Here is a 22,936-nt window from a genome sequence, read left to right as displayed (position 1 = left end):
CAGATTGGCCGCACGGGCGTTAAGTTGAATGAGAGATCTCCCGATCAGTCGCGGAAGTTATTGTATTGCAGCGGAAGTTCCAGCTCAGACTCCCTGAGCAGGGCAATCGCGGTCTGCAGGTCGTCACGCTTCTTGCCTGTCACACGCACCTTGTCACCCTGGATGCTGGCCTGGACCTTGAGCTTGGCATCCTTGATCATTTTGACGATCTTCTTGGCCATGTCGGTCTCGATGCCCTGACGCAGGGTAAAGTGCTGCTTCACCAGCTTGCCAGCCTTGCTGTCGCCGTTTTCCGTCAATGAGCGGCTGTCGATGTTGCGCTTGGCAAAGGTCATGCGCAGGATGTCCTGCAACTGCTCGAGCTGAAAGTCCTGCTCGGCACTGAGGGTAATCCCTTTGTCGTCCTGCTCGATGTCGGCTTCAACGTTCTTGAAGTCCCAGCGATTACCCAGTTCCCGTTTGGCCTGGTCAACCGCATTGGTGACTTCATGCATGTCGATTTCAGAAACAATGTCAAAAGAAGGCATGGTGGAAACTCCCAAAATGCGGAGGCCGTCACGTACCAGTGGTTCCGCAGGCATTCAGTCCGCATGTTTAACATTAATCGACAGACCCGCTGCAACCATTGGCTATAATGGCCTCTTTTGCAACCCCTGCCAGATCCTATCAGGGGCTCCCGGAAGCGCCCCGCTCATGAGGCCGCAAGCATACCAAGACGGAGCCGCCATCGCATCTGACATTGACCGGTTGCCCCCTACCCACTGGTGAGCAGTTGTCTAAAAATGCCAAATCTTGACCTTTCAATTCTCGTAGTCGATGACGCCAAGTTCAGCAGCATGATTGTCAGTAAAGCATTGCGCACGGCGGGTTACCGGGATGTCCGCGTAGCCAACGATGCCCCCGCTGCACTGAAAATGATGGAAGAGCGTCCCGTGAGCGTGCTGATTGCCGACTGGCTGATGCCAGAAATGGATGGTCTGGAGCTGACCGACATGGTTCGGCAGCAGGACGAGCAGAACAACCATTACAGCTACATCATCCTGCTAACCGCCAAGGAGAGCGTCGAAGCGCTGGCCGAAGCCTTCGATCGCGGTGTTGACGACTTCATCTACAAGTCGGATATGAGCAAGCAGCTGATTCCTCGGGTATTTGCCGCAGACCGAATCGCCGATCGCCAGAATACCCTGTTGCGCGCCAATGCCCTGCTGATGGAAAACAACCGGGAACTGGAGGCCAGCAATATCATTGATCTGGAAACCGGCCTCTGCAATAACCGCTACGCCCGCGAACGACTTGGCAAAAGCCTGCGCCAGGCCGAATCCCGTGGTGGCGCTTCTGCCTACGTACTGTGCGGTATTCGTAACTGGCAGGAACTCAAGCGTCAGCATTCCCCGACCATCATGAGCGAACTCGCCGTCGGGATCTCCCGCCGGCTGAGCCACCTTATTCGCCCCATGGATTCGCTGTGCCGGGTTGGCGACAACCAGTACGCCATCATTGCCCACTTCAGCAACAGCGAGCACTGCACCGCATCCACCTTTCGCCGGATTTTCGACGGCATCAATCACAAGGCGCTGAAAACCACGGTGGGCTATGTCTCCGTTGAAGCTGGCATGGTGCTGTGCAAGGCGGCCGCCGAACATGGCACACCCTCGGTACAGGATGTCGAGCGCACCGCTGTAGAAGGCTTGATGGACGCCTATGAGACCCGGCGGTTCACCGAAATACAGCCGCCAGTGACCGAAAACACCTGAGGCGGGTCGAGCGATACTGCCTGAGCAATATTTATTCACCAATCAGTAAACACGCGTTAACACCCGGACACCGATCCTAAACAGACAGTCAGGCGCAAACGCCTTATTCTGTAATCGTGGATTCAAGCAGTATCCCCCATGGCGGAGGAGTCAGGTAGTCCCTCCGCCGCTAAATGGGCGGGCTTTCCACCCAAGGATTCAGAGTTTCAGGCACGTTGTGTTCTCTGCTTTACTGGCCGGCTAACAAGCCGGCCTTTTTTATGTGATTGGAAAACACAACGACTCAAACAATCCGTAACACTGGGACACACATCACGAACAGACATACCCCTTCATACGACCTATTCTGGGATCGTGGATTCAAGCAGTATCCCCCCATGGCGGAGGAGTCAGGCAGTCCCTCCGCCGCTAAATGGGCGGGCTTCCACACAGAATTCAGAGTTTCAGGCACAGTTTTGTTCTTTCCTTATTTTAAGGCCAGCAAGTTGCTGGCCTTTTTTATGCCTCGGCAACCAGACTCCTCAATTCGCCGTCGAGCGCCGAGGAAAGCAACGGGCGCTCACTGATCGCTTCCAGGCGCGAGCAGGCCTGGGCCATCACCGCCCGCGAGGACACAACCCCATCAACCACGTTGATCGCCTGCCACCCCACACGTGTTCTCACCACGGCTTTGAAGCGGCGAAACCGGGAATCACAGGCAAAATTCTGCAGCGCCCTGTCGTCGAACGTGTAATCACATCCAACCAGCCAGCCGATACTGACATGGCCCTGCCCTGAGTGACGGACCAGACGCCAGCCGGATTCAGGCACGTCGCCTGCGATCGGGACATCGTTACCGGCGTGCTCATGCAAATGAACATGGGCATGGGACCCGGGCACTTCCACCCTGCGGGCCTGATGAGGGCCGTCAAGCCAGCCTGGCTGAAGCCGTCCCTGCTCCGTAACCGCAACGATCCGCTTAGCCGGTTGCAAGGCCTCTGCCCACGCCATGAAGCGTTGCCGCTCCGACGCGCTGCACACGTCTGCTTTATTCGCGACCAGTACATCTGCTGTCGCCACCTGATCCTGAAATTGCTCGTTCGCCATAACCCGAGGCTCGTCCAGGCGCCTGGGATCGACCAGACCAATCACCGCCTCCATGCGGATGACCTCTGCGTAGTGCTCACTCGTCAGGGTATCGATGATTTGGGTGGGATGCCCCAGCCCTGTCGGCTCAATCAACAGGCGATCGGGCTGGGCTTCATGTATCAACCGGTTCAGGCCAATCTGCATGGGCAGGCCTGCAACGCAACACATACAGCCCCCCGGCACCTCCCGAACCACCGCTCCCTGACCGCCCAATAAGGCGCCGTCGATACCAACCGCACCAAATTCATTAACCAGTACCGCCCAGGTCTCGTTGTCCGGCTTATGTTTCAGTAAATCCAGAATCGCAGTGGTCTTGCCAACGCCGAGAAAACCAAGAATCAGGTTGGTTGGAATGGGTTGTTTCACGGGCTACCTTTCCGTCTGCTGAATAAGGATTTGTCTCCTGCGTCCATCAGGACGCCCCACAATGTTATATTATAACATTGTGGGCGACAGCCTTTCCTGAAGACACAAAAAAAGGGTGCGAGCCAGGCCCACACCCTTTCCAGACAACCAGGCTGTCGTTACAGCTTGCGTCCCTTGCCTGCCGCAATGCGCAGACGCAGGGCGTTGAGCTTGATAAAGCCGGCCGCATCCTTCTGATCGTAGGCACCCTGATCTTCTTCAAAGGTGGCGATCTTCTCGTCGAACAGGGAATCGTCAGACTTGCGCCCAACAACGTCCACGTTGCCCTTGTAGAGCTTGAGACGAACGGTGCCATTCACGTAGCCCTGGGTCTGGTCGATCAACGCCTGCAGCGCTTCACGCTCCGGTGACCACCAGTAACCGTTGTAGATCACTTCGGCGTAGCGCGGCATGATGCTGTCTTTCAGGTGAGCCACTTCGCGGTCCAGGGTAATGGACTCGATGGCGCGATGGGCGCGCAGCATGATGGTTCCACCCGGCGTTTCGTAACAGCCCCGCGACTTCATACCCACGTAACGGTTCTCGACAATATCGATACGACCGATACCGTTGTCGCCGCCGACCTTGTTCAGATGCGCCAGCACTTCGTGAGCCTTCATCGCCTGACCGTCGATGGCAACGATATCGCCTTTCTCATAGGTCAGTTCAATGTAGGTCGGCTGATCCGGGGCATTTTCCGGAGCCACGCTCCAGCGCCACATATCTTCTTCCGCCTCAGCCCACGGATCTTCCAGAACCATACCTTCATAAGAGATATGCAGCAGGTTGGCATCCATGGAGTACGGCGACTTGCCCTTCTTCATTTCGACCGGGATGTTGCGCTCTTCGCAATAGGCCAGCAGCTTTTCGCGAGAGTTCAGGTCCCACTCACGCCAGGGCGCAATCACATGAACGCCCGGCTTCAGCGCGTACGCACCCAGCTCGAAACGCACCTGATCGTTACCCTTACCGGTGGCTCCGTGAGAAATCGCATCAGCGCCGGTTTCATTCGCGATCTGCACCAGGCGCTTGGCAATCAACGGACGGGCAATGGAGGTACCCAGCAGGTACTCACCTTCGTAAACAGTATTTGCACGGAACATCGGGAAGACATAGTCGCGCACGAACTCTTCGCGCAGGTCTTCGATGTAAATTTCCTTCACACCCAGCGCTTCGGCCTTGGCTCGGGCCGGCTCGACTTCCTCACCCTGCCCCAGATCGGCAGTGAAAGTGACCACTTCGCAGTTGTAGGTGTCCTGCAACCAGCGAACGATAACGGAGGTGTCCAGGCCACCGGAATAGGCCAGCACTACCTTTTTGATATCAGACATACCCTTGCTCCGTGTTCCGACAATCAGGCACAGGTCAAAAACCTGCTCCCAATCCAATTAAATTCGAGGGGCGTCATTGTACGGCAGTACAGGCTCGGCGGCTAGATGGCCGGGAGAGGGATTATGATGGAATCGGGAATTCGGCGGGGTTCAGAGGGTGTGGGGACAGATCTGACATCCATCCCCGGACACGACCCTCAACCAGTTTGCTGATTCGGACCTTGGACCACTTCTTCACGTATGCCGTCCCAGCCTTCCTTAATCTGGCGGAGAAGAGCTGCGACCTCATCCAGTTTGGCCGGATCATTCTTTACGTTCGCCTCAAACAGGGTTCGCTCCATGTAGTCATAGAGGCCCTCCAGGCGCACGGCGAGGTCTCCGCCCTTTTCGAAATCAAGAAAGCTTCGCAGGCCACCGATGATCTCAATCGCCTTGCTGATCAGGTTACCTTTACCCTCGATATCCTGAGCCTGCATTCGTGCTTTCGCCATGTTGATACGCTCAAGCGCTCCGTTGTAGAGCAGCTGAATCAGGCGATGAGGATCGGCATCTGTGATGCTAGTTTGAGTATTGATACGCTGATATTGCTGCAACCCGTTCATACAAAACCTCTTGATCGCCAGGTGGCGTTATGAATCCTGGTTATTCTGTGGTGCCAAAGCAGCCAACTGCTGAGCCACAAAACTGCCGGTACTGTTTAACTGGGCGATGAGAGAATCTGCCGCAGAAAACTGGCGAACAAGTCGCTCCCGCAGCGAATCCATTCGCAGATCCAGTTGATCGCGCTGATCCTGAATTCGGTCCAGCACATCAGTAAGGCCATCCGTACGATTGGCCAGCGCACTGTCGCTGCCCAGAATATCGGTAACAAGGTTTACGGCCCGCTCTGCAATGCCTTCAACCCCATCCTGCTCGGCAAACAGCATCGTCACCTGATCAGGATACTCTTTAAGTTGCTCCTTAAATACCGATTGGTCAAATTCCAGTTTGCCAGTAGAAGGGTCTGTTGTAATGCCAACATCGCCAAGAATACGAACGTCGCCGTTTTCCATACCAGGCACAATGGTGGTCAGCAGCCCCCGAAGACTCGACTGTATATTCCGAATGGTTGAGTCTCCACTCAGGATAGCCCCCTGCCCCGTCGCCGAGTTAAAACCGGCAACGTTGGAGATAACGTCCTGGAGGGCGTTAAATTTGTCGACGAATTCCTGGACCCGCTCCGCTACTGCACCCGCATCCTGCTCAATGCGGACGGTTGACGTACCCGTTTCGGCTATCGAAAAGGTCACCCCCGCCACAACGTCTTCAACGGTATTCGTGGCACGACTGATTGCGATGCCGTTTATTTCCAGCAAGGCATCTTTTGCCTCAACAGTCTGCTCCATATTGGACGTCACACCATCAAAGACAAACTGCGACAACCCTGCGGCGTCCGTATTGTTGCCATCATCATCCGCAACGGATATCTGAACGGCATTATCAAGACCCGTTTCATCAGAAGAAATAACGAGCCGAAATCCTGAGCCGGTATCCACAACACCAGCAGAGACACCCGCCCCTGCGTCATTGATGGCATCAGCAACACCCTGCAAAGTATTGTTACTGCCATCGATAACCACGTCGGTGCTGACCCCGCCTACATTAAAGGTCAGGGTTCCCGTACCAACCGCCGTGCTGTCTTTATCAGCAAAGCTGGTGGACGCCAGGGACTGAGCCTGAGCCAACTGAGTCACATTAATGCTGTAGTTTCCGCGACTGACTTCCGACTCGTTGATGGATACGCCCAGCGACTCATTACTGGATACCGCCGTGAACGCTTTGAGTCCATCGGCCGAGCTCAGCGCTTCCATTGGCGCCTTGAGTGCCTCTATGGCGCTGCGCAAAGCGCCGTAAGCAGAGATCATGGCCTCGGTGCGCTGCTGCTTCAGATTCAGACGCTGGACAGTAGGCTCCCGCTCTGCTGCAACCAGCTGATCGACAAGGTCAGCACTGAATATGCCTGAACCCGCGCCTAACGATGATATCGATGCCATAACACTGCCTCCTGAAAGGCGGTTTTCCAATCCTGATTAGGTTATCGGCCAAAAGCGGCAAAACTTTGCCCCTTTAGCTTCCCCTTTTGTAACAATTTGTACGAGACCATTCAGCCCCATAACGACGATCACCGCCTGCCCCCATACGGGAGCGGCGGTACTGAACGTGATGATCCAAGCCGAAGCCGAAGCCGAAGCCGAGGAAAAATCGCTTACACTTTGACCGTGAACAAGCTCAGCGGTTCATCCTGCTGCAATTTTTCGGCCAACCTGACAGCAACTTCATCAGGCATCTGACGGATGACTTCCTGAGTCTGCTGATCCACAACCTTCACAATGGTCTGCCCCTTCTCGGAATCCACCTCGAACTGAAGGTTGCGCTGAACAGACTGCACGAAATCATTCAGCTGAGTCACTGCATTGTCCAGTTGCGCACTCTGCTCACGTTCCTGAGCAGCACGACTGGCAGCGGATAACTCCCCTGCCGTTGATTGTGCAATCTGGGCGTTCGGAACAACAGCAACTGAGTCAGCATTCACCGCACGACTTTCAGCCTGAGGAGACGTAGACGGCCGGGCAGAAGCCTGTTCGCCAGAGCGAACCAGCTTCAGATCCGGACTATTCAGGTTTACGTCGTTCATAGCTCACCTCGCTATCCTCTTACGGCAGAAAGCCGGCTTCTCCTGAACATCGGGAGAAGCCGGCGATTACCGCATCGTCCTCATTACTGCAGGAGGGACAGAACCTGTTGCGGACGCGCATTGGCCTGAGCCAGTACCGAGATGCCCGCTTGCTGCAGAACAGAAGCCTTGGACAGCTTGGCGGATTCGGCTGCGAAATCAGCGTCAACAATCCGGCTATTGGAAGCGCTCAGGTTCTCGATAGAGGTCCCCAGGTTCGCAATGGTGCTTTCAAAGCGGTTCTGGGAGGCACCGAAGAGGCTGCGCTGGGAGTTTACAGCATCCAGAGCCGTATCGATTGCAGCGATCGCCGCGTTGGCCGCGGTTGCGTCGGCGCCAGTAATAACCTGACCACCAACCCCGATTGCTGCAGCCTGCATGTCGGCAAATGCTACGTCAATTGTTTCCCCGGCGTTTGCCCCAACCTGGATAGAAACAGTAGAAGCAGCGTTCAGTACGTTGGTGCCGTTAAAGGTAGTCTGGTTCGCAATACGGTCGATCTCAGACAGGCGCTCCTGGAATTCAGCGTCCAGAGCTGCACGGTCATCAACGTTGTTGGAGCCGTTAGCAGACTGAACCGCCAGTTCACGCATACGCTGCAGGTTGTTGATGGTCTCATTCAGACCGCCTTCGGCAGTCTGCATCATAGAGATACCGTCGTTGGCGTTACGCTGAGCGACAGTCAGACCGCGAATCTGAGCTTCAAAGCGGGTAGAGATTGAGAGGCCAGCCGCATCGTCCTTCGCAGAGTTGATGCGCAGGCCGGAGGACAGACGCTCCAGAGCCTGGTTGGCCAGGTTCTGAGATTTGCCCAGTTGGTTTTGTGCGTTGAGTGAGGCGATGTTTGTGTTGATACCGAGAGCCATGATGCTTCTCCTAAACAGTGTCGTTTTCTGTTGAAAGAGGTCTGGCGCCCGTTCTTTTTAAGTTTGGGTACGCCCCCCTGCTGTAGTGCTTAACGGCGCCCCTGAATTTTCCTTTAGAAAAATCTCAGGGAATATTGTTAACGTTTGTAAAAGGCGGCAATCCCCCGCCTCCTCTAACGCCAAAAAAGCGGCAATACGACAATAACCGCCACACTTGAATAAAGACAAACCCCTTAGTTAACAGAGCCTTGAGCCCCACAAACTCGATTTGGCACGGCATTCGCTTTAATCCCCAAAACCGACAAATTTCGTTACACGAAGCCGGCAAGGCGTCCTTGTGATCGGGCACTGAGCTTACCGGCATCTCTGAACTGGGAGAAACGATATGCCTCAGATAATCAACACCAACCTTCCGTCGCTGAACGCTCAGCGGAATCTGAATGCGTCCCAGCGTGACGCCGATACCGCCCTGCAGCGCCTGTCATCCGGCCTGCGTATCAACTCTGCCAAAGACGATGCCGCCGGCCTGGCTATTTCAGAGCGCTTTACCTCACAGATCGAGGGTCTGAACCAGGCAATCCGGAACTCCAACGATGGCATTTCACTGGCCCAGACAGCCGAAGGCGCACTAGGCGAATCCGGCGCTATCCTGCAGCGGATTAGGGAACTGGCAGTTCAGTCTGCTAACGCCACCAACTCCGCTTCTGACCGCCAGGCGCTGCAGTCCGAAGTGAACCAGCTCAAAGAAGAGCTGGAACGCATTGCCACCACAACAGAGTTCAACGGCCTTAAGTTGCTGGACGGCACGTTCCAGGCCCAGAAATTCCAGGCTGGAGCCAACGAAAACCAGACGATCTCGGTTTCCATTGCCGGAGCCCGAACCACAGACCTGGCCAACAACACGGTTAATGGCGGCAATGCCACAGCCCAGCAGGGCACTGGCTCCGTTACCGTAGCGGCGGCTGATGCAACGGCTCTCAACACCATCGCCACCCAGACCATCACCCTGGCCAGCTCGCTCGGATCTGCGGATATTGATGTGACCGCAGGCGATACCGCGGAAGAGGTTGCGGCGGCAATCAATGCCCAGATTGATCAGACCGGCGTCGAAGCCAAAGCGCGCACCACCGCCGACCTGTTCAACCTGGCGGCGCCGGGTACTGTCGCCATTACCCTGTCCAGCGGCGGCGAGAAAGCCACGATCTCAGCCCAGATTTCTGACGTCGACGACCTGCGTCCGCTGGCCAAGGAAATCAACGCCGCATCCGGCAAGACCGGTATCACCGCGGAAGTGGTTGATGGCCGCCTCACCCTGGTTCAAGAACAGGGCAAGGACATCCTGCTGGAAGACTTCTCCACCAACGGTGCAGCGACAACCGTCAGCTTTCGCGGTGGCGCTGAACTGGACGCAGCGGCTATCACCCTCGACGGCGCCCCGGGTTCAGTCACCGACAGCAGCCGCGCCACGGGTGAAATCACCTTCGATTCTGCCGTCAGCTTTGCGGTCAGTTCCAGCGTTGCTGATGCGGCAGGCAGCATTCTGAACGTCGCCGCAGACACCGCCGTCGGCTCCGTACCGGAAGACGTCAGCGGCATCGATATCAGCTCCTTCGAGGGCGCCACCGATGCCCTTGCCATCGTCGATGCCGCGCTTGAAACCATCAGCGGCATCCGTGCCGACCTCGGTGCGGTACAGAACCGACTGGAATCCACAATTGCCAACCTCAGTACTACGGCGGAAAACCTGTCCGCGGCCCGCTCGCGGATTCGCGACGCCGACTTTGCCGCTGAATCCGCGGAACTGGCCCGTACCCAGGTACTGCAACAGGCCGGCATATCGGTGCTGGCCCAGGCCAACGCGCGACCGCAGCAGGTGTTGCAGTTGCTGCAGGGATAAGCACAACACCCCAGCAAAAAAGCCGGCCTTCGCCGGCTTTTTTTGTTTTTGATACCGCCAGAAAATCCGCCAGCATTTCCCCGGAGTTAACCCAAACTGGCACACCTTTCGCTACTTACCCTGTAATCCCGAATTCCAGCAGCCTGACTGCAGAAGTTTGCCGCTCCGATTGCCGCGGCCAGAAACAACGAGGTGGATCCATGTACGCACAGCATCATTCTCCTGAAGCCACAACCAACCAGGCGGAGCTCGCCCGCCGCCTGCTGGAAGCCAACGAGGCCTATCAGCTTTCAAACAGCCCGAAAGCGTCTCACCGGCAACGGCTGGCAGCCCGCAGCGAGTGCGCCCGCCTTGTAGAAGCGCTACTGGCAATCGAGCCCGCTCAGCCGGCGGCTCTGGGCCTGCTGGGACGGGTGGCCATGGACAACGGTGACATGGAACAAGCGCAGGTGTTGTTTAACCAGAGCCTCGATGTCGATGATCAACAGCCCCAGCAATACACCAACCTCGGTTACTGGGCGCTGGCAACCGAACGGCCAGTGCTGGCCGAGCAGTATTTCCTGGAGGCACTGGAGCTGGACCGGCAATCCGCCGCCGCATTCTGCGGTGTGGCCCATGCCAAGCGAGTACAGGGGAAGTTCGATACCGCCTACCTGCATTACCGCAAGCTGATCAGCCTCGGCCTTGAATGGCCGTCGGTCTACAGCGGCATGCTGGCCTGTGCAGAAAACCTCTCAGTTCACACCGTCGATCAGGAACTCGCACTGGATGCTATTGCCCTGCTTCGCCGGAACGATCTCCCTGTTCAGCAGCTCGGACGTTTTGTAGCGGCAATCATCAGACACCAGTACGACCTCGACAACCCCCAGGCCGAGGTATTCCTGGACGCTGCCTGCGAAGACGAGCTGTTAATGCTGGCACTGGAAAGAACACTGATGCCCGATCCCGCCGTTGAGGAGCTGGTCACGCTTTTACGCCGGGCGGTTATCTCCGAAGTGGCACAAACCGCGGAGCTGCGCGATGAACTTCAGCCCCTGGCTCTGGCCATCGCCCGCTATGCTGACCGCACCGGTTATGCGCTGATGTCGGCCGATGACGAGGACCGTCTGGTGTCAGTCATCAATGAGAGCATCTGCGCACAAATGGCAACGGGCGAGCCGATGGCTGCGATGATGGGGTCCATCATGATCAGCGCCATGTATGGTGCTCTGTTCCAGCAACCGTTTGCCCATCAGCTGGGGCAATGGAATCTTGTGGACTGGCCCCTGGCCACCCAGGGAATGCTGGCCGCCAGCTATTACGACCGGGCCACCGAGGAAGCCATCAAACAGAATTATGACGAGAAGTCCGCTGAACTGTGCCTGGACAAACAGGATGTGCCCCAGGCCTGGCCCAGCTGGTCAAAACTTGCTTACCGCACCGAGACCAGCCTTCGTAGCCTGATGGCCAGCGAACTGGGACTGGCAACAGAACACTTGCCAGAGACTTTACGCATTATGGTGTGCGGCGCCGAATCAGGACAACGGGCGCTGGAACTGGCCCACTACCTGAGCGACGTTGAGGTCATTGCCGTGGATGAGTCGCTGGCAAACATAGCCAAAGCCACTCGCCAGGCCGAGGAGCTGGAGATCAGCAACATTGTGTTCTGGCCCTGGTCAATCGCGCAGCGCTTTGTCGCCGACGGCCATCAGGTACACTGGATTGAAATCGGCCGCCTGCCTTCGCCTGCCATGACCGACGTCTCACTGGCGGCCGTCGTGAACAGCGCCACAGCCAGCGGCAGCGTCGTCCACCTGCATACCGCCGTCGCAGAGCAGACCGCCGGCGATCGCCACATCCGAACGCTTATCAATGATCACGGGCTGCACGCGACCCGGGAGAACCTGCATCGCCTCCGTCGGATGGCACTGAATAATCGCCAGGACAGCAAGTGGCAAGAGCTGTTGGGCGAGACCGGCTTCTATGGGATGGGTGGCTGTCAGGACCGCTGGTTTCGCCCTCAGGATACCGACCAGCTAGCCCAGCTGATGGGGCTGGTGAGTAACGAGGTCCAGTGGAAACTGATCAAGGCACGAGACAGCGATGGGCATACCCTGGCAACCGCGCCCGTGCAGCAGCAGCTGCAGGCCGAAGCCCGGGGCAACCAGGTCCAGAGCCTGCTTGGCCAGGGGTTAAGTGTCTATTTTGTAAAACGACGCTGAGTGCGTGATCAGATTGGGGACGGAATCCAGCCCGCCCCCAATCTGCCTTAATACGGACGGCATCAGTAATACGGAATGAGTGACTCACCATACAGGTGCAACTCTTCCAGCACATGCTGCTTGGCAGGCGTCAATCCCGGGTCGGCGGCCAGCTTTTGCAGGCTCTGGAAATAACTTTCCAGTGAACGCCAGCCCTTCTTGGGTTGCATCAGCCGCTGCTGGCGGAACTGCTCCCACTGCTCCTGTTCTTCCGACATCAGGCTCTGGGGATAATTTCGGGCACGATAACGGAACAGCATCTCCGACAGACGCGGGTCTTCAAACTTCACCGCCAGTTCGCCCAGACTCTCCAGCGGTTGCTGCAAAACCCAGTTCAACTTCTCCCGATCCGTTCGACTGATGAACCCCCCGGCATACAGCTGCTCATCAGGATCCGTGAGATCGCTCTCATGGGCCTGATCAAACGCTTCGGCAATTCGGGCCGCCAAGCCTTCGGCCTTCCGCAAGGTGGCCAGATTTTCCCTGAGCACGGCGCCGTCCAGTTCGAGCTGATCGAGCCGCTCCTGAGACAGCGATTTCAGCATGGTCGCAGGGGCAAGCACCGGGCATTTGTTGAGCTGCACTCCCTTAAGCGCAAACCGGCTCACCCCCTCCCCCAGCTCCGACTGGGCCGTAAACACCCGCTCCCGGATTTCCTGAGGTGACGCATTGATCAGCTCCGCCGGGTCTTCCCGCAGGTCATAGACGATCACCAGGTTCTTGTTGGTACGGTGCTCAGCGACCGGCGCCACCATGGCACAACAGCCCCGGCTGGCCGGGTATTTAGACGAGATATGGAACACGGGCTTGAGCGACTGGGTATCCAGCATGGCCCGGGCTGAAGCCTTGTCCTTGTTGTTCAGCACAAAGTCATACAGCCGCGGCTGGCGCTCGCGGATCAGTCGGGCCACCGCAATGGTCGCCTCGACGTCTGACATAGCGTCGTGGGCGGCTTCATGGGTAATGCCGTTAGCAACGGTCAGCTCTTCGAGGCGGAAGCTGGGGCTGCCATCTTCCTTTTTCGGCCAGTTGATTCCTTCGGGGCGCAGGGCATAGGTCAGGCGCACCATGTCGATAATGTCCCAGCGGGAATTACCGTTCTGCCATTCACGGGCGTAGGGGTCACGGAGATTGCGGTACAGGGTATGGCGGGTGACTTCATCATCGAAACGCAGGCTGTTATAGCCAACAACGCAGGTACCTGGCTGGCTGAAAGCTTCGTTGATCTGACTGATGAACTCCGCTTCCGGGTAGCCATCGTCCCGCGCCTTCTGCGGGGTAATCCCGGTGATCAGGCAGGCTTCAGGCGATGGCAGGTAGTCATCCGACGGCTTACAGTAAATAACCAACGGATCTTCAATGATGTTCAGATTCTCGTCGGTGCGCACCCCGGCAAACTGGGAGGGGTGGTCATGGACCGGGTCAACACCAAAGGTTTCGTAGTCGTGCCAATAAAACGAGCGGATCACCGCAACAAGCTCCTGCGCCAGCAAAATGGGGTCGGGTTGCGCAGTCTATCAGAAAAGCACCGGCTATCAGAAAAGCCCCACGCCACGGTCGATGTACTCGGTACGAGCGCGGGGAATACCGTTCTGCAAGGTTTGCAAGTCAAGCGTCATGCTGGTCGGCAAGTTGACGAACACACCAGGATTCGCCGTAATAATCGGCCCTCCCGCAAGGTCTTGCCAGTCAACGGCCTGGTTCTGGAACGAAAGGAACAGGTCCTCGGTAAACCCCACCGTGCCATCGCCGTTGTCCACGCCAATATCCAGAGTTTGCAGGTTCGACAAGGCAGCGCACTGGATTCCAGCACTGCAATCAGTGGCACCATCAGCCAGCCCGATATGGGTGGCCTGGTAATTCGTGGCCGTGGTGCTGAGGTCGTACAAAGCCGCCTGACTCGTGGCGCCGGCTCCGTCCTCAAGCTGCAGCCCGAGATTACCGGAAAAACTGGCGATGTCACCGGACAGCGTGCCCCGGGCCTGACCGAAGCCAACACGCATCCCCACCACTTCGCCGTTGACCTCGGCCAATTCAAAGTAGGGATTTTCGGCGACAAACGGTACGATGTCACCGATGGCATAGGTCTGGCCATCAAGCTGTATCACCGTGTCATCCCGGGCAATATGCCCCAGGGACAGCTGGGAAACCGCCAGATCTGACGCTAGCCCGGCCTCGCCCAGCACGACGCTATCAATATTGGTCTGGAGCTCGACGTCCATCCCCAGAGTGATACGCGTAAACTGCTGGTTCATGCCGGCCAGTTGATCAATCGCTATCATCGCCTGCCCCTGCACTTGCCCCAGCTCCTCATCGGAAATAGGCTTCAGCTCGGCGAGTACATCCTGAACCCCGACCAGGCAGAAGGTAGCAAGGGCTGCGCATCCAATCGCACCCGCTTTCATAGTGTTGATGTGTCTCTGATGACTGCTGTTTCGTGACTGCCTGGCAACTGGCAAACCGCTGCCAGCCCCCGCAATCCACGGTGATTTTGCCTTCGGAATCCAAAGGCCTTTCGGGAAAGCCTTCTGTGAGCTTTCTCCTTCCCTGAACATCTTGCTTTGCAACAACTTATCTTGCTGAATTTTTGCTTGTTTTATTGTTTTTCGTTGTTTTTTTTGGACTATCCGGAATTTTCCCACCGCTGTCGCAAAAAGCACTCAAGGGCCTGCATCCCAGCGGGTTCAAATTACCTTTGTAAACTTATGTTGCCGCAGTGACACTATACTCAAGGCACTGAGGCTAATAGAGTGAGCCATGTCACATGAGGCCATTACCAAAGGGTTATATTCGACCGCTTTATGATCCAATTCTCATTTGCCTTTATTTTCATAAAGGTGAGACATTTGTGTCACTTCATCATCGGAAACTGTGAGCCTCACCACTATGTCCCTGCGCATTCTTATCTGCGATGACTCCAGCCTCGCCAGGAAACAGATGGCTCGCGCCCTGCCTGATACCCTCGACGCCGAGATCAGCTTTGCGGAGAACGGACGATCTGCCCTTTCGCTGCTCCGAGGGAACGAATGGGATCTGCTGTTCCTTGATCTCAACATGCCAGAACTCGATGGCTATGGCGTTCTGGAAGCGATCCAGCAGGAAGACCTTCCCGTGATGACCGTGGTGGTCTCAGCGGATATCCAACCGCAGGCACGGGAGCGGGTGACGAAGCTTGGCGCACTGGCGTTTATCCGAAAGCCAACAGACCCTGAGCGCATCGCCGATCTGCTCAATGACTACGGAATCTATCGCCCAACCGATGCCGCCAGCGCCCGTCTGACCGCCCCCCTCCACCGTGACGAGGCTGCCCCATCGAGGCCCGGGTTCCATGCTGCGATACAGGAATTGGCCAACGTCGCCATGGGACAAGCATCGGACCTTCTGGCAAGACTGCTCAATGCCTTTGTAAAGCTGCCGGTCCCCAAAGTTGATCGCCTGGCTCGCTCCGAGCTTTATATGGCCATCGCCGCCGCCGATGAGAAGGACAAATACTCCGGCGTTTGCCAGGGGTTTACCGGGGCCGGCATTGCCGGCGAGGCCCTGCTGCTGTTTTCCGACGCCCAACTCAAGGACATGAGCGCACTGGTGGGCTACGGGAGCGAGGATGAGACCGCGGCCGTCGAAGCGCTTATGGACCTGTCAGGGATGCTGTTTGGCGCCTTCATCAACAGTTTTGGTGAGCAACTGAACCTGACATTCGGCCTGGCCCATCCGACCCTGCTTGGCCAGCATCAAAAGATCAGTGATTTACTGCGATACCATCGAAGCCAGCCTGAAGAACTGCTGTGCATCGAAATACGCTATGAGATTGAAGGCCGCAATGTGTCTTGCGACCTGCTGATCGTACTTACTGAACGTTCCCTTCAACACCTGGAACAGCACTTACACTACCTGATGGAATGAACAATGACTCCGGATACCAATAGCCTGCAGGAGTTTCACTGGCTCGCCAATATGGTGGAAACCGTAGACGTCGGCCTGGTCGTGCTCGATCTCGACTACCGGGTTCAGGTCTGGAACGGATTCATGGAAAATCACAGTGGCATGACCGCCAGCCAGGTTCACAACCAGAACCTGTTTGACGTGATCCCGGCCTTACCGGAACCGTGGCTCCGGCGAAAACTGGAGACCACCACCCGCTTGAACATCCGCACGTTTACATCCTGGGAACAGCGCCCCTGGGTCTTCCAATTTGGCAACCCCCGTCCGGTGACAGGCACGGCAGAATACATGTACCAGAACATGACCATCAGCCCCCTGAGCGGCCCGGATGGACAGGTGCAGAAACTTAGCCTGATGATTTACGACGTCACAGACCTGGCGGCAAGCAAACAGGCGCTGACGTTAGCGGAGAAGGAACTGGCTCAGTTACGCGGGAGAAGCTAACACCCACCAACGGGCGCTTTAGAGAAGGCAGCATTGGGGAAAACAGACGAGTGCCAACAAAAAGAAGGCAAAACAAAGGGCCGGCAGCCGGCCACAGGGCCCGCTGCCAGCGGCAGGCTTAGGCCTCCTGCCAACCCTGTACGGCTTCTTTCCCGTACTGTTCACGCCACTCGTTCAGAGTCTTGTGATTACCGCCACGGGTCTGAACCACTTCGCCAGTGTGCGGGTTCTTGTAGGTCTTCATCGGACGCTTGGCACGACCAGCCGGAGCCGCCTCAGCCTTGCCGCCCGCCAGAGACGGATCGATAGCCGCCAGTACCTGAAGAACATCTTTCGGCGACTTGTCATATTCCTTCATCAATTCCCGAACCTTGTCCTCAAACTCGAGCTCATGCTTTAACGCCTGATCTTGCTCCAGCTGACGCAGTTCTTCGGAGAGCTTTTCCATAAGCTGCTTTTTCTGGTAATAATCGTTAATCTTTGCCATGGATACTTAACCTTATTGAAGTTATTCAAACCAGAATAGAATAATACTCTCGACGTACAATTATATATTCATATTTTTATAAATAAAGAGACAGGCCGTGGTTTATCTCTTTTTTACAACCTATTTTAAACAATACCCGCAAAAAAGCCGGCGTATCAGGCCGGCTTTCGTATACATCCCATCAACTCATTAAAGCCTGAGATCAGAGGCCCCAAGCGGAAGCACGCCCTTCAAATCAAACAGAACACCTTTTGCATTGAGCAAGGCCCTCAGATCGGACTCACTCATATTGGTGTATTCATTATGGGGAACGGCAAGAATAACCGCATCATAAAGACCCGCCTGCAGATCACGCACCAGAGTAATGCCATACTCATGCTGCGCTTCCTCATTGTCCGCCCAGCAATCAGCGACATCAACCTGACAGCCAAATTCCTGCAACTCGTTAACCACATCAATAACACGGGTATTTCGCAGGTCCGGGCAGTTCTCTTTAAAGGTTAAACCAAGAATTAAAACCCGTGCGCCGGAAATTGTCTGACCAGACTTGATCATGCATTTTATAAGTTCGGCCGCCGCGTAAGGCCCCATATTGTCATTAACACGCCGCCCGGCGAGGATCACCTCAGGGTGGTACCCCACCGCCTGAGCCTTATGAGTCAGATAGTACGGATCAACACCAATACAATGCCCTCCGACCAGACCTGGCTTGAAAGGCAGGAAATTCCACTTGGTTCCCGCCGCTGCGAGCACTTCGTGGGTATCAATACCCAAACGGGTAAAGATCATCGACAATTCGTTCATCAGTGCGATGTTCAAATCACGTTGGGTGTTTTCAATCACCTTGGCCGCTTCGGCAACTTTAATAGAGCTGGCTTTATGCGTGCCCGCAGTAATGATGTCCGCATAAAGGGCATCCACTTCATCGGCAATATCGGGGGTTGAACCGGACGTGACTTTTTTAATGGTGGTGACACGGTGCTCTTTGTCACCCGGGTTAATTCGTTCAGGACTATAACCGGCGAAAAAATCCTTGTTGAAGGTCAGGCCGGATATCTTTTCCAGAACGGGAACGCAGACTTCTTCCGTAGCTCCTGGATAAACGGTCGACTCGTATATGACGATATCACCCTTTTTGAGGACTTTGCCGACGGTTTCGCTGGCTTTGACTAGCGGGGTAAGATCTGGAGATTTGAATTCATCGATTGGGGTGGGCACCGTCACTATGAATACACGACAATCGCGAATAGAATCCAAACCATCAGTAAACGATAAACCAGACGCTATGCCCAGCTCCTCCCGGGTTACCTCTCGGGTAATGTCTTCACCGGCGGCTAATTCCCTAATGCGTTTTGTGTTGATATCAAAACCAACGACTTCGCGCTTTTCTCCGAATGCAACTGCCAACGGCAAGCCCACGTAGCCAAGGCCAATTACGGCAATTTTTTTCATAACGTAACCAATCCTCTTGGTACTGAGTATTCGGGAGAGCGCATGAAACCATTCTCTCCATTAGCCCGCATGTTTAAAACATGTTTTTCAGAGACACCCAAATCCCTCTGTCCCCGCTGCCCCAAAACTGCGGCAACCATACAGGACGTGGGACAAACATGGTAAAACTGAATGGCGTCATGAGCTTGAATATCGATCACTAAAACATCCTTGTCTTAATCTTGAATGGCCGTTAGGCGGCTACCGATTACGGTCTCGTCTAATCCGACTCTTCTATTCCCGCCCGTATTGATCTTCAAACCGCACAATATCGTCTTCGCCTAAATATGCCCCAGACTGCACTTCAATGAGTTCGAGATCGATAACGCCAGGATTCTCTAATGTATGAACCTGACCAATCGGAATAAAAGTGGACTGATTTTCTGTCACCAAATACTCCTTGTCACCATTGGTCACCTTGGCGGTTCCACTCACTACAACCCAGTGCTCAGCTCGATGATGATGCATTTGCAAGGAAAGCTTATGACCCGGCTTCACCGTAATTCGCTTTACCTGATAACGGTGGCCATTATCGATTGAATCATATACCCCCCATGGTCGATAGACTTCCCTATGGTTGATATGCTCTTGGCGTGCGCCGTTTTTTAACTGTTCCACTACCTTTTTTACATCCTGCACCCGGTCCTTGTCAGCGACCAATACGGCATCCTTGGTTTCCACCACTATCAGTCCGCTAACCCCCAAGGTCGCAACCAGTCGATGGTCAGCGCGAACAAGGGTGTCTGCTGTATCAACGGCGATGACATCCCCTGCCAAAGCATTCCCCTCAGCATCACGTTCACTCACCGACCAAAGGGAGGACCAGGAACCGATGTCGCTCCACCCGGCGTCAAGGGGAACGACGACAGCATCAGAGGTTTTCTCCATCACCGCATAGTCTACGGAGTCCTCAGGGCAGGCCTGAAATGCGGCCGCATCAACCCGGACAAAATCCAGGTCTCTCGTAGTAGCATTCATGGCCTCCTTGCACGCCTGAAGAATATCTGACCGAAAAGCCCCCAACTCCTCCAGAAAACGGCTGGCCCGGAACATGAACATGCCACTGTTCCATAGATAGTCTCCAGACGAGACGTACCTTTCGGCGGTGGCCTGGTCCGGCTTCTCTACAAACCGGGAAACAGTGTAAGCGCCCTCTGCAAGCGACTCGCCGCGGTGAATATAACCATACCCAGTTTCTGCACAGTTGGGCACAATCCCGAATGTTATTAGCCTGCCCGATTTCGCCAGAGGCAATGCCAGCTGGACCTGCCGCTGGAAGGCTGCCGTATCTGAAATCAAATGGTCCGCCGCCAGGACTAGCAAAATTGGATCTTGACCTAAGGCCGTTGCCTCAAGAGCTGCGAGGGCAATCGCTGGAGCAGTATTACGCCCCACTGGCTCCAGAATAATTCTGGCATCCGAACAGCAGGCCTGACGCATCTGTTCTGCTGCCAGAAAACGATGTTCCTCATTACAGATTATTGTAGGGTCTGAAACGTCCAGCCCATCCAGCCGACCAAGCGTGGCCTGAAGCATCGACCGTTTCGGCTCAATCAAGGCCAGAAATTGCTTAGGATTCAACTGCCGGGAAAGCGGCCAAAGCCTGGAGCCAGTACCACCCGCGAGAATCACTGGATGTAGCATAAAATCCTCTGATCAAAAATTAAGAAGGGCTGGCAAACGTCATAGGGAAAGGCACCTCTTGATTCGCGCTATGCTTGCCCTGGTTTCCCTGACTCTCCAGAGCCCCTTATGAAGCACTCAAAATGGCCAAATAACTGGAATTAAAGTCACCGATATCCCGCCAACCAAAAGACTGAGCGGAATGCCGATCCTCATGTAATCCGTAAACCGGTACCGGCCGGGGCCAAAAACCATCAGATTGGTCTGATAACCCAAAGGCGTAACAAAGCTTGCCGATGCTGCAAACATAACCGCCACAGCAAACGGCAGGAAACTTACGCCAAGATGCTCAGACAGAGCCTGCGCGACAGGAAACATCAACACTGCTGCGGCATTGTTGGTAATAACCTCTGTAAACACCGCTGTCATTACATAGACTATGACCAGGCCTAACCAAGGGGACATCTCCTCACCTTGCCCCAACAGTGCACCCGCAATCGAACCCGCTGCGCCGGTTTCAGACATGGCGTTACCCAACGCAAACGACGCGGAAATCACGACCAGAACCGGCAAGTCAACGCTGCGCCGGGCCCGACTCGCGGTAATGCAGCGGGAGACAATCATACCACCGGCCGCCAGGAAAGCCGCTTCCATAATACTCAGCAGGCCCGACGCGCTGAGCCCAACCATGATCAGAAGAATCCCTAGCGCCAAGGGCGCCTTGTGAAAGTCCGGAGGCGTCGAGTCATTCAGAGCGCTGACCAACAGGAAGTCGCGGCGGAACCGATATTGTTCCGCAAAGTCATGACTGGCCTCCAATAACAAGGTGTCCCCCATCTTGAATTGGATATCTCCCAGTTTGCCGGGAACCCGACGACCCTCCCGGGATACCGACAGGATGACTGCATTGAAACGCGTCCGGAAGCGACTACCCCGAACGGTCTTATCCAACGCCGGGAATTCAGGACCTAAAACGACTTCAACCAAGCAGCGTTGATGATTTGCCACATCAAGCTTGTGCACGCTCCCATTGGCAGGTAACAGCCCATGAATGCGCCGCAACTCACTCGCACATTCCGGAGCGCCGACAAAATAGAGCTTGTCGTCGGGCTGAAGAGTACGGTCAGGCTCTACGGCAGTAATCAACCTTCCCTGGCGGTCGATTTCCGTCAGATACCCATAGTTCAGTGCCCGAAGCCCTGCCTCAGCAATCGTCTTGCCTACCAGGGGCCCTGAACTTGCCACCTGAACTTCGACACCATATTCCCGAACGGCATCAAGCTCCTCTTTCACCCCGCCCCGATCTGGCAACAAGCGGTGCCCAATAAACACGAGAAAGCCACCGCCAACAATCAGTAGCGGAATTCCCACCCAGGCCAATTCGAACAAGCCTAAATGAATGCCGAGACGGCTTTGCAACATGCCGTCCACCACCAGATTGGTGCTCGTTCCAATAAGGGTACAGGTGCCTCCGAGGATGGCAGCGTAACTTAGCGGAAGAAGAAGTTTTGAAGCGGGAATCTGCAGGCGCTGAGACCAGTCCTGAATGGCTGGAATGAACATCGCCACCACCGCCGTGTTGTTCATGAATGCGCTCAGAATGCCGGTGGGAGCAACCATGCGCACCTGGGCGCCCCGGACTGTACCGGGATGCCCCAACAAACGACGGGCAATCCACTGAACCGCGCCTGTTTCCTTAAGACCTGCGGCCACAACGTAAAGCGTCGCAATGGTAATCACACCTGGATTCGAGAATCCACCTAATGCCGAAGCCGGAGACAGGATCCCCGTAATCACCAGAAATGCCAAGGCGGCCATTAAAACCAGGTCGGCTGAAACCCGGGTAAAAGTAAGTGAGCCGAGCACAACAGCTAGTGTGCCCAAGGTAAGAAACGCCTCAAATGTCACAATTTAGACTCTGATCACTGCTTAGGCAGAATAAGTTTGCGTTCGGCCAGATAATCCAACAAGGACTCTACACACTCCTCAACGGTCTGGGACGATGTATCAAGAGTGATTTCCGGGTGTGGGGGAATTTCGTAAGGAGAATCAATACCTGTGAAATCCTTGATCTTCCCTGCCCTGGCTTTTTGATAGAGCCCCTTTGGATCGCGTTCTTCACAGGTTTCAATCGGGGTGTTCATGAACACTTCGATGAACTCGCCAGCAGGAAAGAGCTTTCGAACCATGCGACGGTCGCTGGTGAACGGAGAGATGAAGGCACTGAGTACGATTAGGCCTGCGTCAGTAAACAGTTTACTGACCTCTCCTATACGGCGGATGTTTTCGACGCGGTCTTCGTCAGAAAATCCCAGGTCATTGTTCAAGCCGTGGCGGACATTGTCTCCGTCAAGCAGGAAAGTATGGTAGCCGCGCTGATGGAGTGCAACATCCAGAGCGTTCGCTATGGTAGACTTCCCCGAGCCACTCAAACCAGTGAACCATAGAAGACAAGGGTGCTGGTGTTTGGGTTCGGCCCGGTCAGCTCGAGTGACTTTATGGTCGTGCCAGACGATGTGAGTGCTCAAGTTGAACCCCTTCAGTATGCTTATGACAAAATCTGGGCGTAATATACCAAAAAACTTTCCCTGCGTGCGCAGTACACGGGAGAATCG

19 protein-coding genes are annotated in these 22,936 nt (G+C 55.5%); 5 read left to right on the top strand and 14 right to left on the bottom strand.

Translation table 11 applies throughout. From position 1 onward, the window contains the following. Positions 1–44: 44 nt before the first annotated feature. Positions 45–527: a YajQ family cyclic di-GMP-binding protein gene (locus BLV11_RS16790; protein WP_091817316.1), complete on the bottom strand. Its 483-nt coding sequence runs from the start codon at positions 525–527 to the stop codon at positions 45–47. A 255-nt stretch (positions 528–782) separates the two neighbouring features. Here BLV11_RS16790 and BLV11_RS16785 point away from each other — a divergent pair, with 255 nt between their 5' ends. Further along, positions 783–1,754 (top strand): response regulator, encoded by a 972-nt coding sequence (locus BLV11_RS16785; RefSeq protein WP_091817166.1) that lies wholly within the window; start codon positions 783–785, stop codon positions 1,752–1,754. A 498-nt stretch (positions 1,755–2,252) separates the two neighbouring features. On the opposite strand, the gene BLV11_RS16780 is transcribed toward BLV11_RS16785, so the two are convergent. From BLV11_RS16780 to BLV11_RS16755, 6 genes are all read right to left on the bottom strand, one after another. Next, on the bottom strand, positions 2,253–3,248 hold the full coding sequence (locus BLV11_RS16780; protein WP_091817162.1) for a CobW family GTP-binding protein: 996 nt from the start codon (positions 3,246–3,248) through the stop codon (positions 2,253–2,255). Positions 3,249–3,406: 158 nt separating this feature from the next. Beyond that, positions 3,407–4,618: an argininosuccinate synthase gene (locus BLV11_RS16775; RefSeq protein WP_091817159.1), complete on the bottom strand. Its 1,212-nt coding sequence runs from the start codon at positions 4,616–4,618 to the stop codon at positions 3,407–3,409. 197 nt (positions 4,619–4,815) lie between these two features. After that, positions 4,816–5,220 carry a flagellar export chaperone FliS gene (gene fliS / locus BLV11_RS16770; RefSeq protein WP_091817156.1) on the bottom strand — a complete coding sequence of 135 codons (405 nt, stop codon included), beginning with the start codon at positions 5,218–5,220 and terminating at the stop codon, positions 4,816–4,818. A 27-nt stretch (positions 5,221–5,247) separates the two neighbouring features. Continuing rightward, positions 5,248–6,651, bottom strand: coding sequence for a flagellar filament capping protein FliD (gene fliD, locus BLV11_RS16765; RefSeq protein ID WP_091817153.1), 1,404 nt, complete (start codon positions 6,649–6,651; stop codon positions 5,248–5,250). A gap of 212 nt (positions 6,652–6,863) precedes the next feature. Next, positions 6,864–7,292: a flagellar protein FlaG gene (locus BLV11_RS16760; RefSeq protein WP_091817148.1), complete on the bottom strand. Its 429-nt coding sequence runs from the start codon at positions 7,290–7,292 to the stop codon at positions 6,864–6,866. An 83-nt stretch (positions 7,293–7,375) separates the two neighbouring features. Continuing rightward, positions 7,376–8,197 (bottom strand): flagellin domain-containing protein, encoded by an 822-nt coding sequence (locus BLV11_RS16755; protein WP_091817144.1) that lies wholly within the window; start codon positions 8,195–8,197, stop codon positions 7,376–7,378. A 385-nt stretch (positions 8,198–8,582) separates the two neighbouring features. Here BLV11_RS16755 and BLV11_RS16750 point away from each other — a divergent pair, with 385 nt between their 5' ends. Both BLV11_RS16750 and BLV11_RS16745 read left to right on the top strand, forming a co-directional pair. Then, a complete protein-coding gene (locus BLV11_RS16750) occupies positions 8,583–10,094 on the top strand; it encodes a flagellin N-terminal helical domain-containing protein (protein ID WP_091817141.1) in 1,512 nt (503 codons plus the stop codon). A gap of 200 nt (positions 10,095–10,294) precedes the next feature. Next, positions 10,295–12,295: a tetratricopeptide repeat protein gene (locus BLV11_RS16745; protein ID WP_091817137.1), complete on the top strand. Its 2,001-nt coding sequence runs from the start codon at positions 10,295–10,297 to the stop codon at positions 12,293–12,295. A 62-nt stretch (positions 12,296–12,357) separates the two neighbouring features. Here BLV11_RS16745 and sbcB read toward each other — a convergent pair whose 3' ends face one another. Then, positions 12,358–13,803, bottom strand: coding sequence for an exodeoxyribonuclease I (sbcB, locus tag BLV11_RS16740; RefSeq protein ID WP_091817131.1), 1,446 nt, complete (start codon positions 13,801–13,803; stop codon positions 12,358–12,360). Positions 13,804–13,869: 66 nt separating this feature from the next. Further along, positions 13,870–14,739, bottom strand: coding sequence for a hypothetical protein (locus BLV11_RS16735; protein WP_091817126.1), 870 nt, complete (start codon positions 14,737–14,739; stop codon positions 13,870–13,872). A gap of 466 nt (positions 14,740–15,205) precedes the next feature. Between BLV11_RS16735 and BLV11_RS16730 the strand changes: the two genes are divergently transcribed. Together BLV11_RS16730 and BLV11_RS16725 are read left to right on the top strand one after the other, a co-directional pair. After that, positions 15,206–16,237, top strand: a complete 1,032-nt coding sequence (locus tag BLV11_RS16730) for a response regulator (RefSeq protein ID WP_342707459.1) — start codon at positions 15,206–15,208, stop codon at positions 16,235–16,237. Positions 16,238–16,240: 3 nt separating this feature from the next. After that, positions 16,241–16,720, top strand: coding sequence for a PAS domain-containing protein (locus tag BLV11_RS16725; protein ID WP_091817120.1), 480 nt, complete (start codon positions 16,241–16,243; stop codon positions 16,718–16,720). A gap of 118 nt (positions 16,721–16,838) precedes the next feature. Here the strand turns inward: BLV11_RS16725 and BLV11_RS16720 are convergent, their stop codons facing one another. The 5 genes from BLV11_RS16720 to cysC all read right to left on the bottom strand — a co-directional run bounded on the left by BLV11_RS16720 (position 16,839) and on the right by cysC (position 22,849). Continuing rightward, positions 16,839–17,207, bottom strand: a complete 369-nt coding sequence (locus tag BLV11_RS16720; protein WP_091817117.1) for a histone-like nucleoid-structuring protein, MvaT/MvaU family — start codon at positions 17,205–17,207, stop codon at positions 16,839–16,841. Between the two features lie 189 nt (positions 17,208–17,396). Next, positions 17,397–18,659, bottom strand: a complete 1,263-nt coding sequence (gene tviB, locus BLV11_RS16715) for a Vi polysaccharide biosynthesis UDP-N-acetylglucosamine C-6 dehydrogenase TviB (RefSeq protein WP_091817114.1) — start codon at positions 18,657–18,659, stop codon at positions 17,397–17,399. 273 nt (positions 18,660–18,932) lie between these two features. Further along, positions 18,933–20,342 carry a mannose-1-phosphate guanylyltransferase/mannose-6-phosphate isomerase gene (locus BLV11_RS16710; protein WP_091817110.1) on the bottom strand — a complete coding sequence of 470 codons (1,410 nt, stop codon included), beginning with the start codon at positions 20,340–20,342 and terminating at the stop codon, positions 18,933–18,935. 117 nt (positions 20,343–20,459) lie between these two features. Then, the gene (locus tag BLV11_RS16705; protein WP_091817105.1) at positions 20,460–22,229 is read right to left on the bottom strand and encodes an SLC13 family permease; all 1,770 of its coding nucleotides are present in this window, start codon (positions 22,227–22,229) and stop codon (positions 20,460–20,462) included. Between the two features lie 14 nt (positions 22,230–22,243). Then, entirely contained in the window at positions 22,244–22,849 is a 606-nt protein-coding gene (cysC, locus tag BLV11_RS16700) for an adenylyl-sulfate kinase (RefSeq protein ID WP_091817102.1), read from the bottom strand. Positions 22,850–22,936 lie beyond the last annotated feature (87 nt).

The organism is Marinobacter mobilis (genome assembly GCF_900106945.1).
GTDB classification, from domain to species: domain Bacteria; phylum Pseudomonadota; class Gammaproteobacteria; order Pseudomonadales; family Oleiphilaceae; genus Marinobacter; species Marinobacter mobilis.
Note: the sequence above shows the minus strand (reverse complement) of the source record. Positions and strands in the feature narration are given on the sequence as shown.

Excerpts from the sequence above, each read along its gene's own strand:
- BLV11_RS16790 (WP_091817316.1), bottom strand. The coding sequence starts at position 527 with ATGCCTTCTTTTGACATTGTTTCTGAAATCGACATGCATGAAGTCACC.
- BLV11_RS16785 (WP_091817166.1), top strand. The coding sequence starts at position 783 with ATGCCAAATCTTGACCTTTCAATTCTCGTAGTCGATGACGCCAAGTTC.
- BLV11_RS16775 (WP_091817159.1), bottom strand. The coding sequence starts at position 4,618 with ATGTCTGATATCAAAAAGGTAGTGCTGGCCTATTCCGGTGGCCTGGAC.
- fliS (WP_091817156.1), bottom strand. The coding sequence starts at position 5,220 with ATGAACGGGTTGCAGCAATATCAGCGTATCAATACTCAAACTAGCATC.
- fliD (WP_091817153.1), bottom strand. The coding sequence starts at position 6,651 with ATGGCATCGATATCATCGTTAGGCGCGGGTTCAGGCATATTCAGTGCT.
- BLV11_RS16760 (WP_091817148.1), bottom strand. The coding sequence starts at position 7,292 with ATGAACGACGTAAACCTGAATAGTCCGGATCTGAAGCTGGTTCGCTCT.
- BLV11_RS16755 (WP_091817144.1), bottom strand. The coding sequence starts at position 8,197 with ATGGCTCTCGGTATCAACACAAACATCGCCTCACTCAACGCACAAAAC.
- BLV11_RS16750 (WP_091817141.1), top strand. The coding sequence starts at position 8,583 with ATGCCTCAGATAATCAACACCAACCTTCCGTCGCTGAACGCTCAGCGG.
- BLV11_RS16745 (WP_091817137.1), top strand. The coding sequence starts at position 10,295 with ATGTACGCACAGCATCATTCTCCTGAAGCCACAACCAACCAGGCGGAG.
- BLV11_RS16735 (WP_091817126.1), bottom strand. The coding sequence starts at position 14,739 with ATGAAAGCGGGTGCGATTGGATGCGCAGCCCTTGCTACCTTCTGCCTG.
- BLV11_RS16725 (WP_091817120.1), top strand. The coding sequence starts at position 16,241 with ATGACTCCGGATACCAATAGCCTGCAGGAGTTTCACTGGCTCGCCAAT.
- BLV11_RS16720 (WP_091817117.1), bottom strand. The coding sequence starts at position 17,207 with ATGGCAAAGATTAACGATTATTACCAGAAAAAGCAGCTTATGGAAAAG.
- tviB (WP_091817114.1), bottom strand. The coding sequence starts at position 18,659 with ATGAAAAAAATTGCCGTAATTGGCCTTGGCTACGTGGGCTTGCCGTTG.
- BLV11_RS16710 (WP_091817110.1), bottom strand. The coding sequence starts at position 20,342 with ATGCTACATCCAGTGATTCTCGCGGGTGGTACTGGCTCCAGGCTTTGG.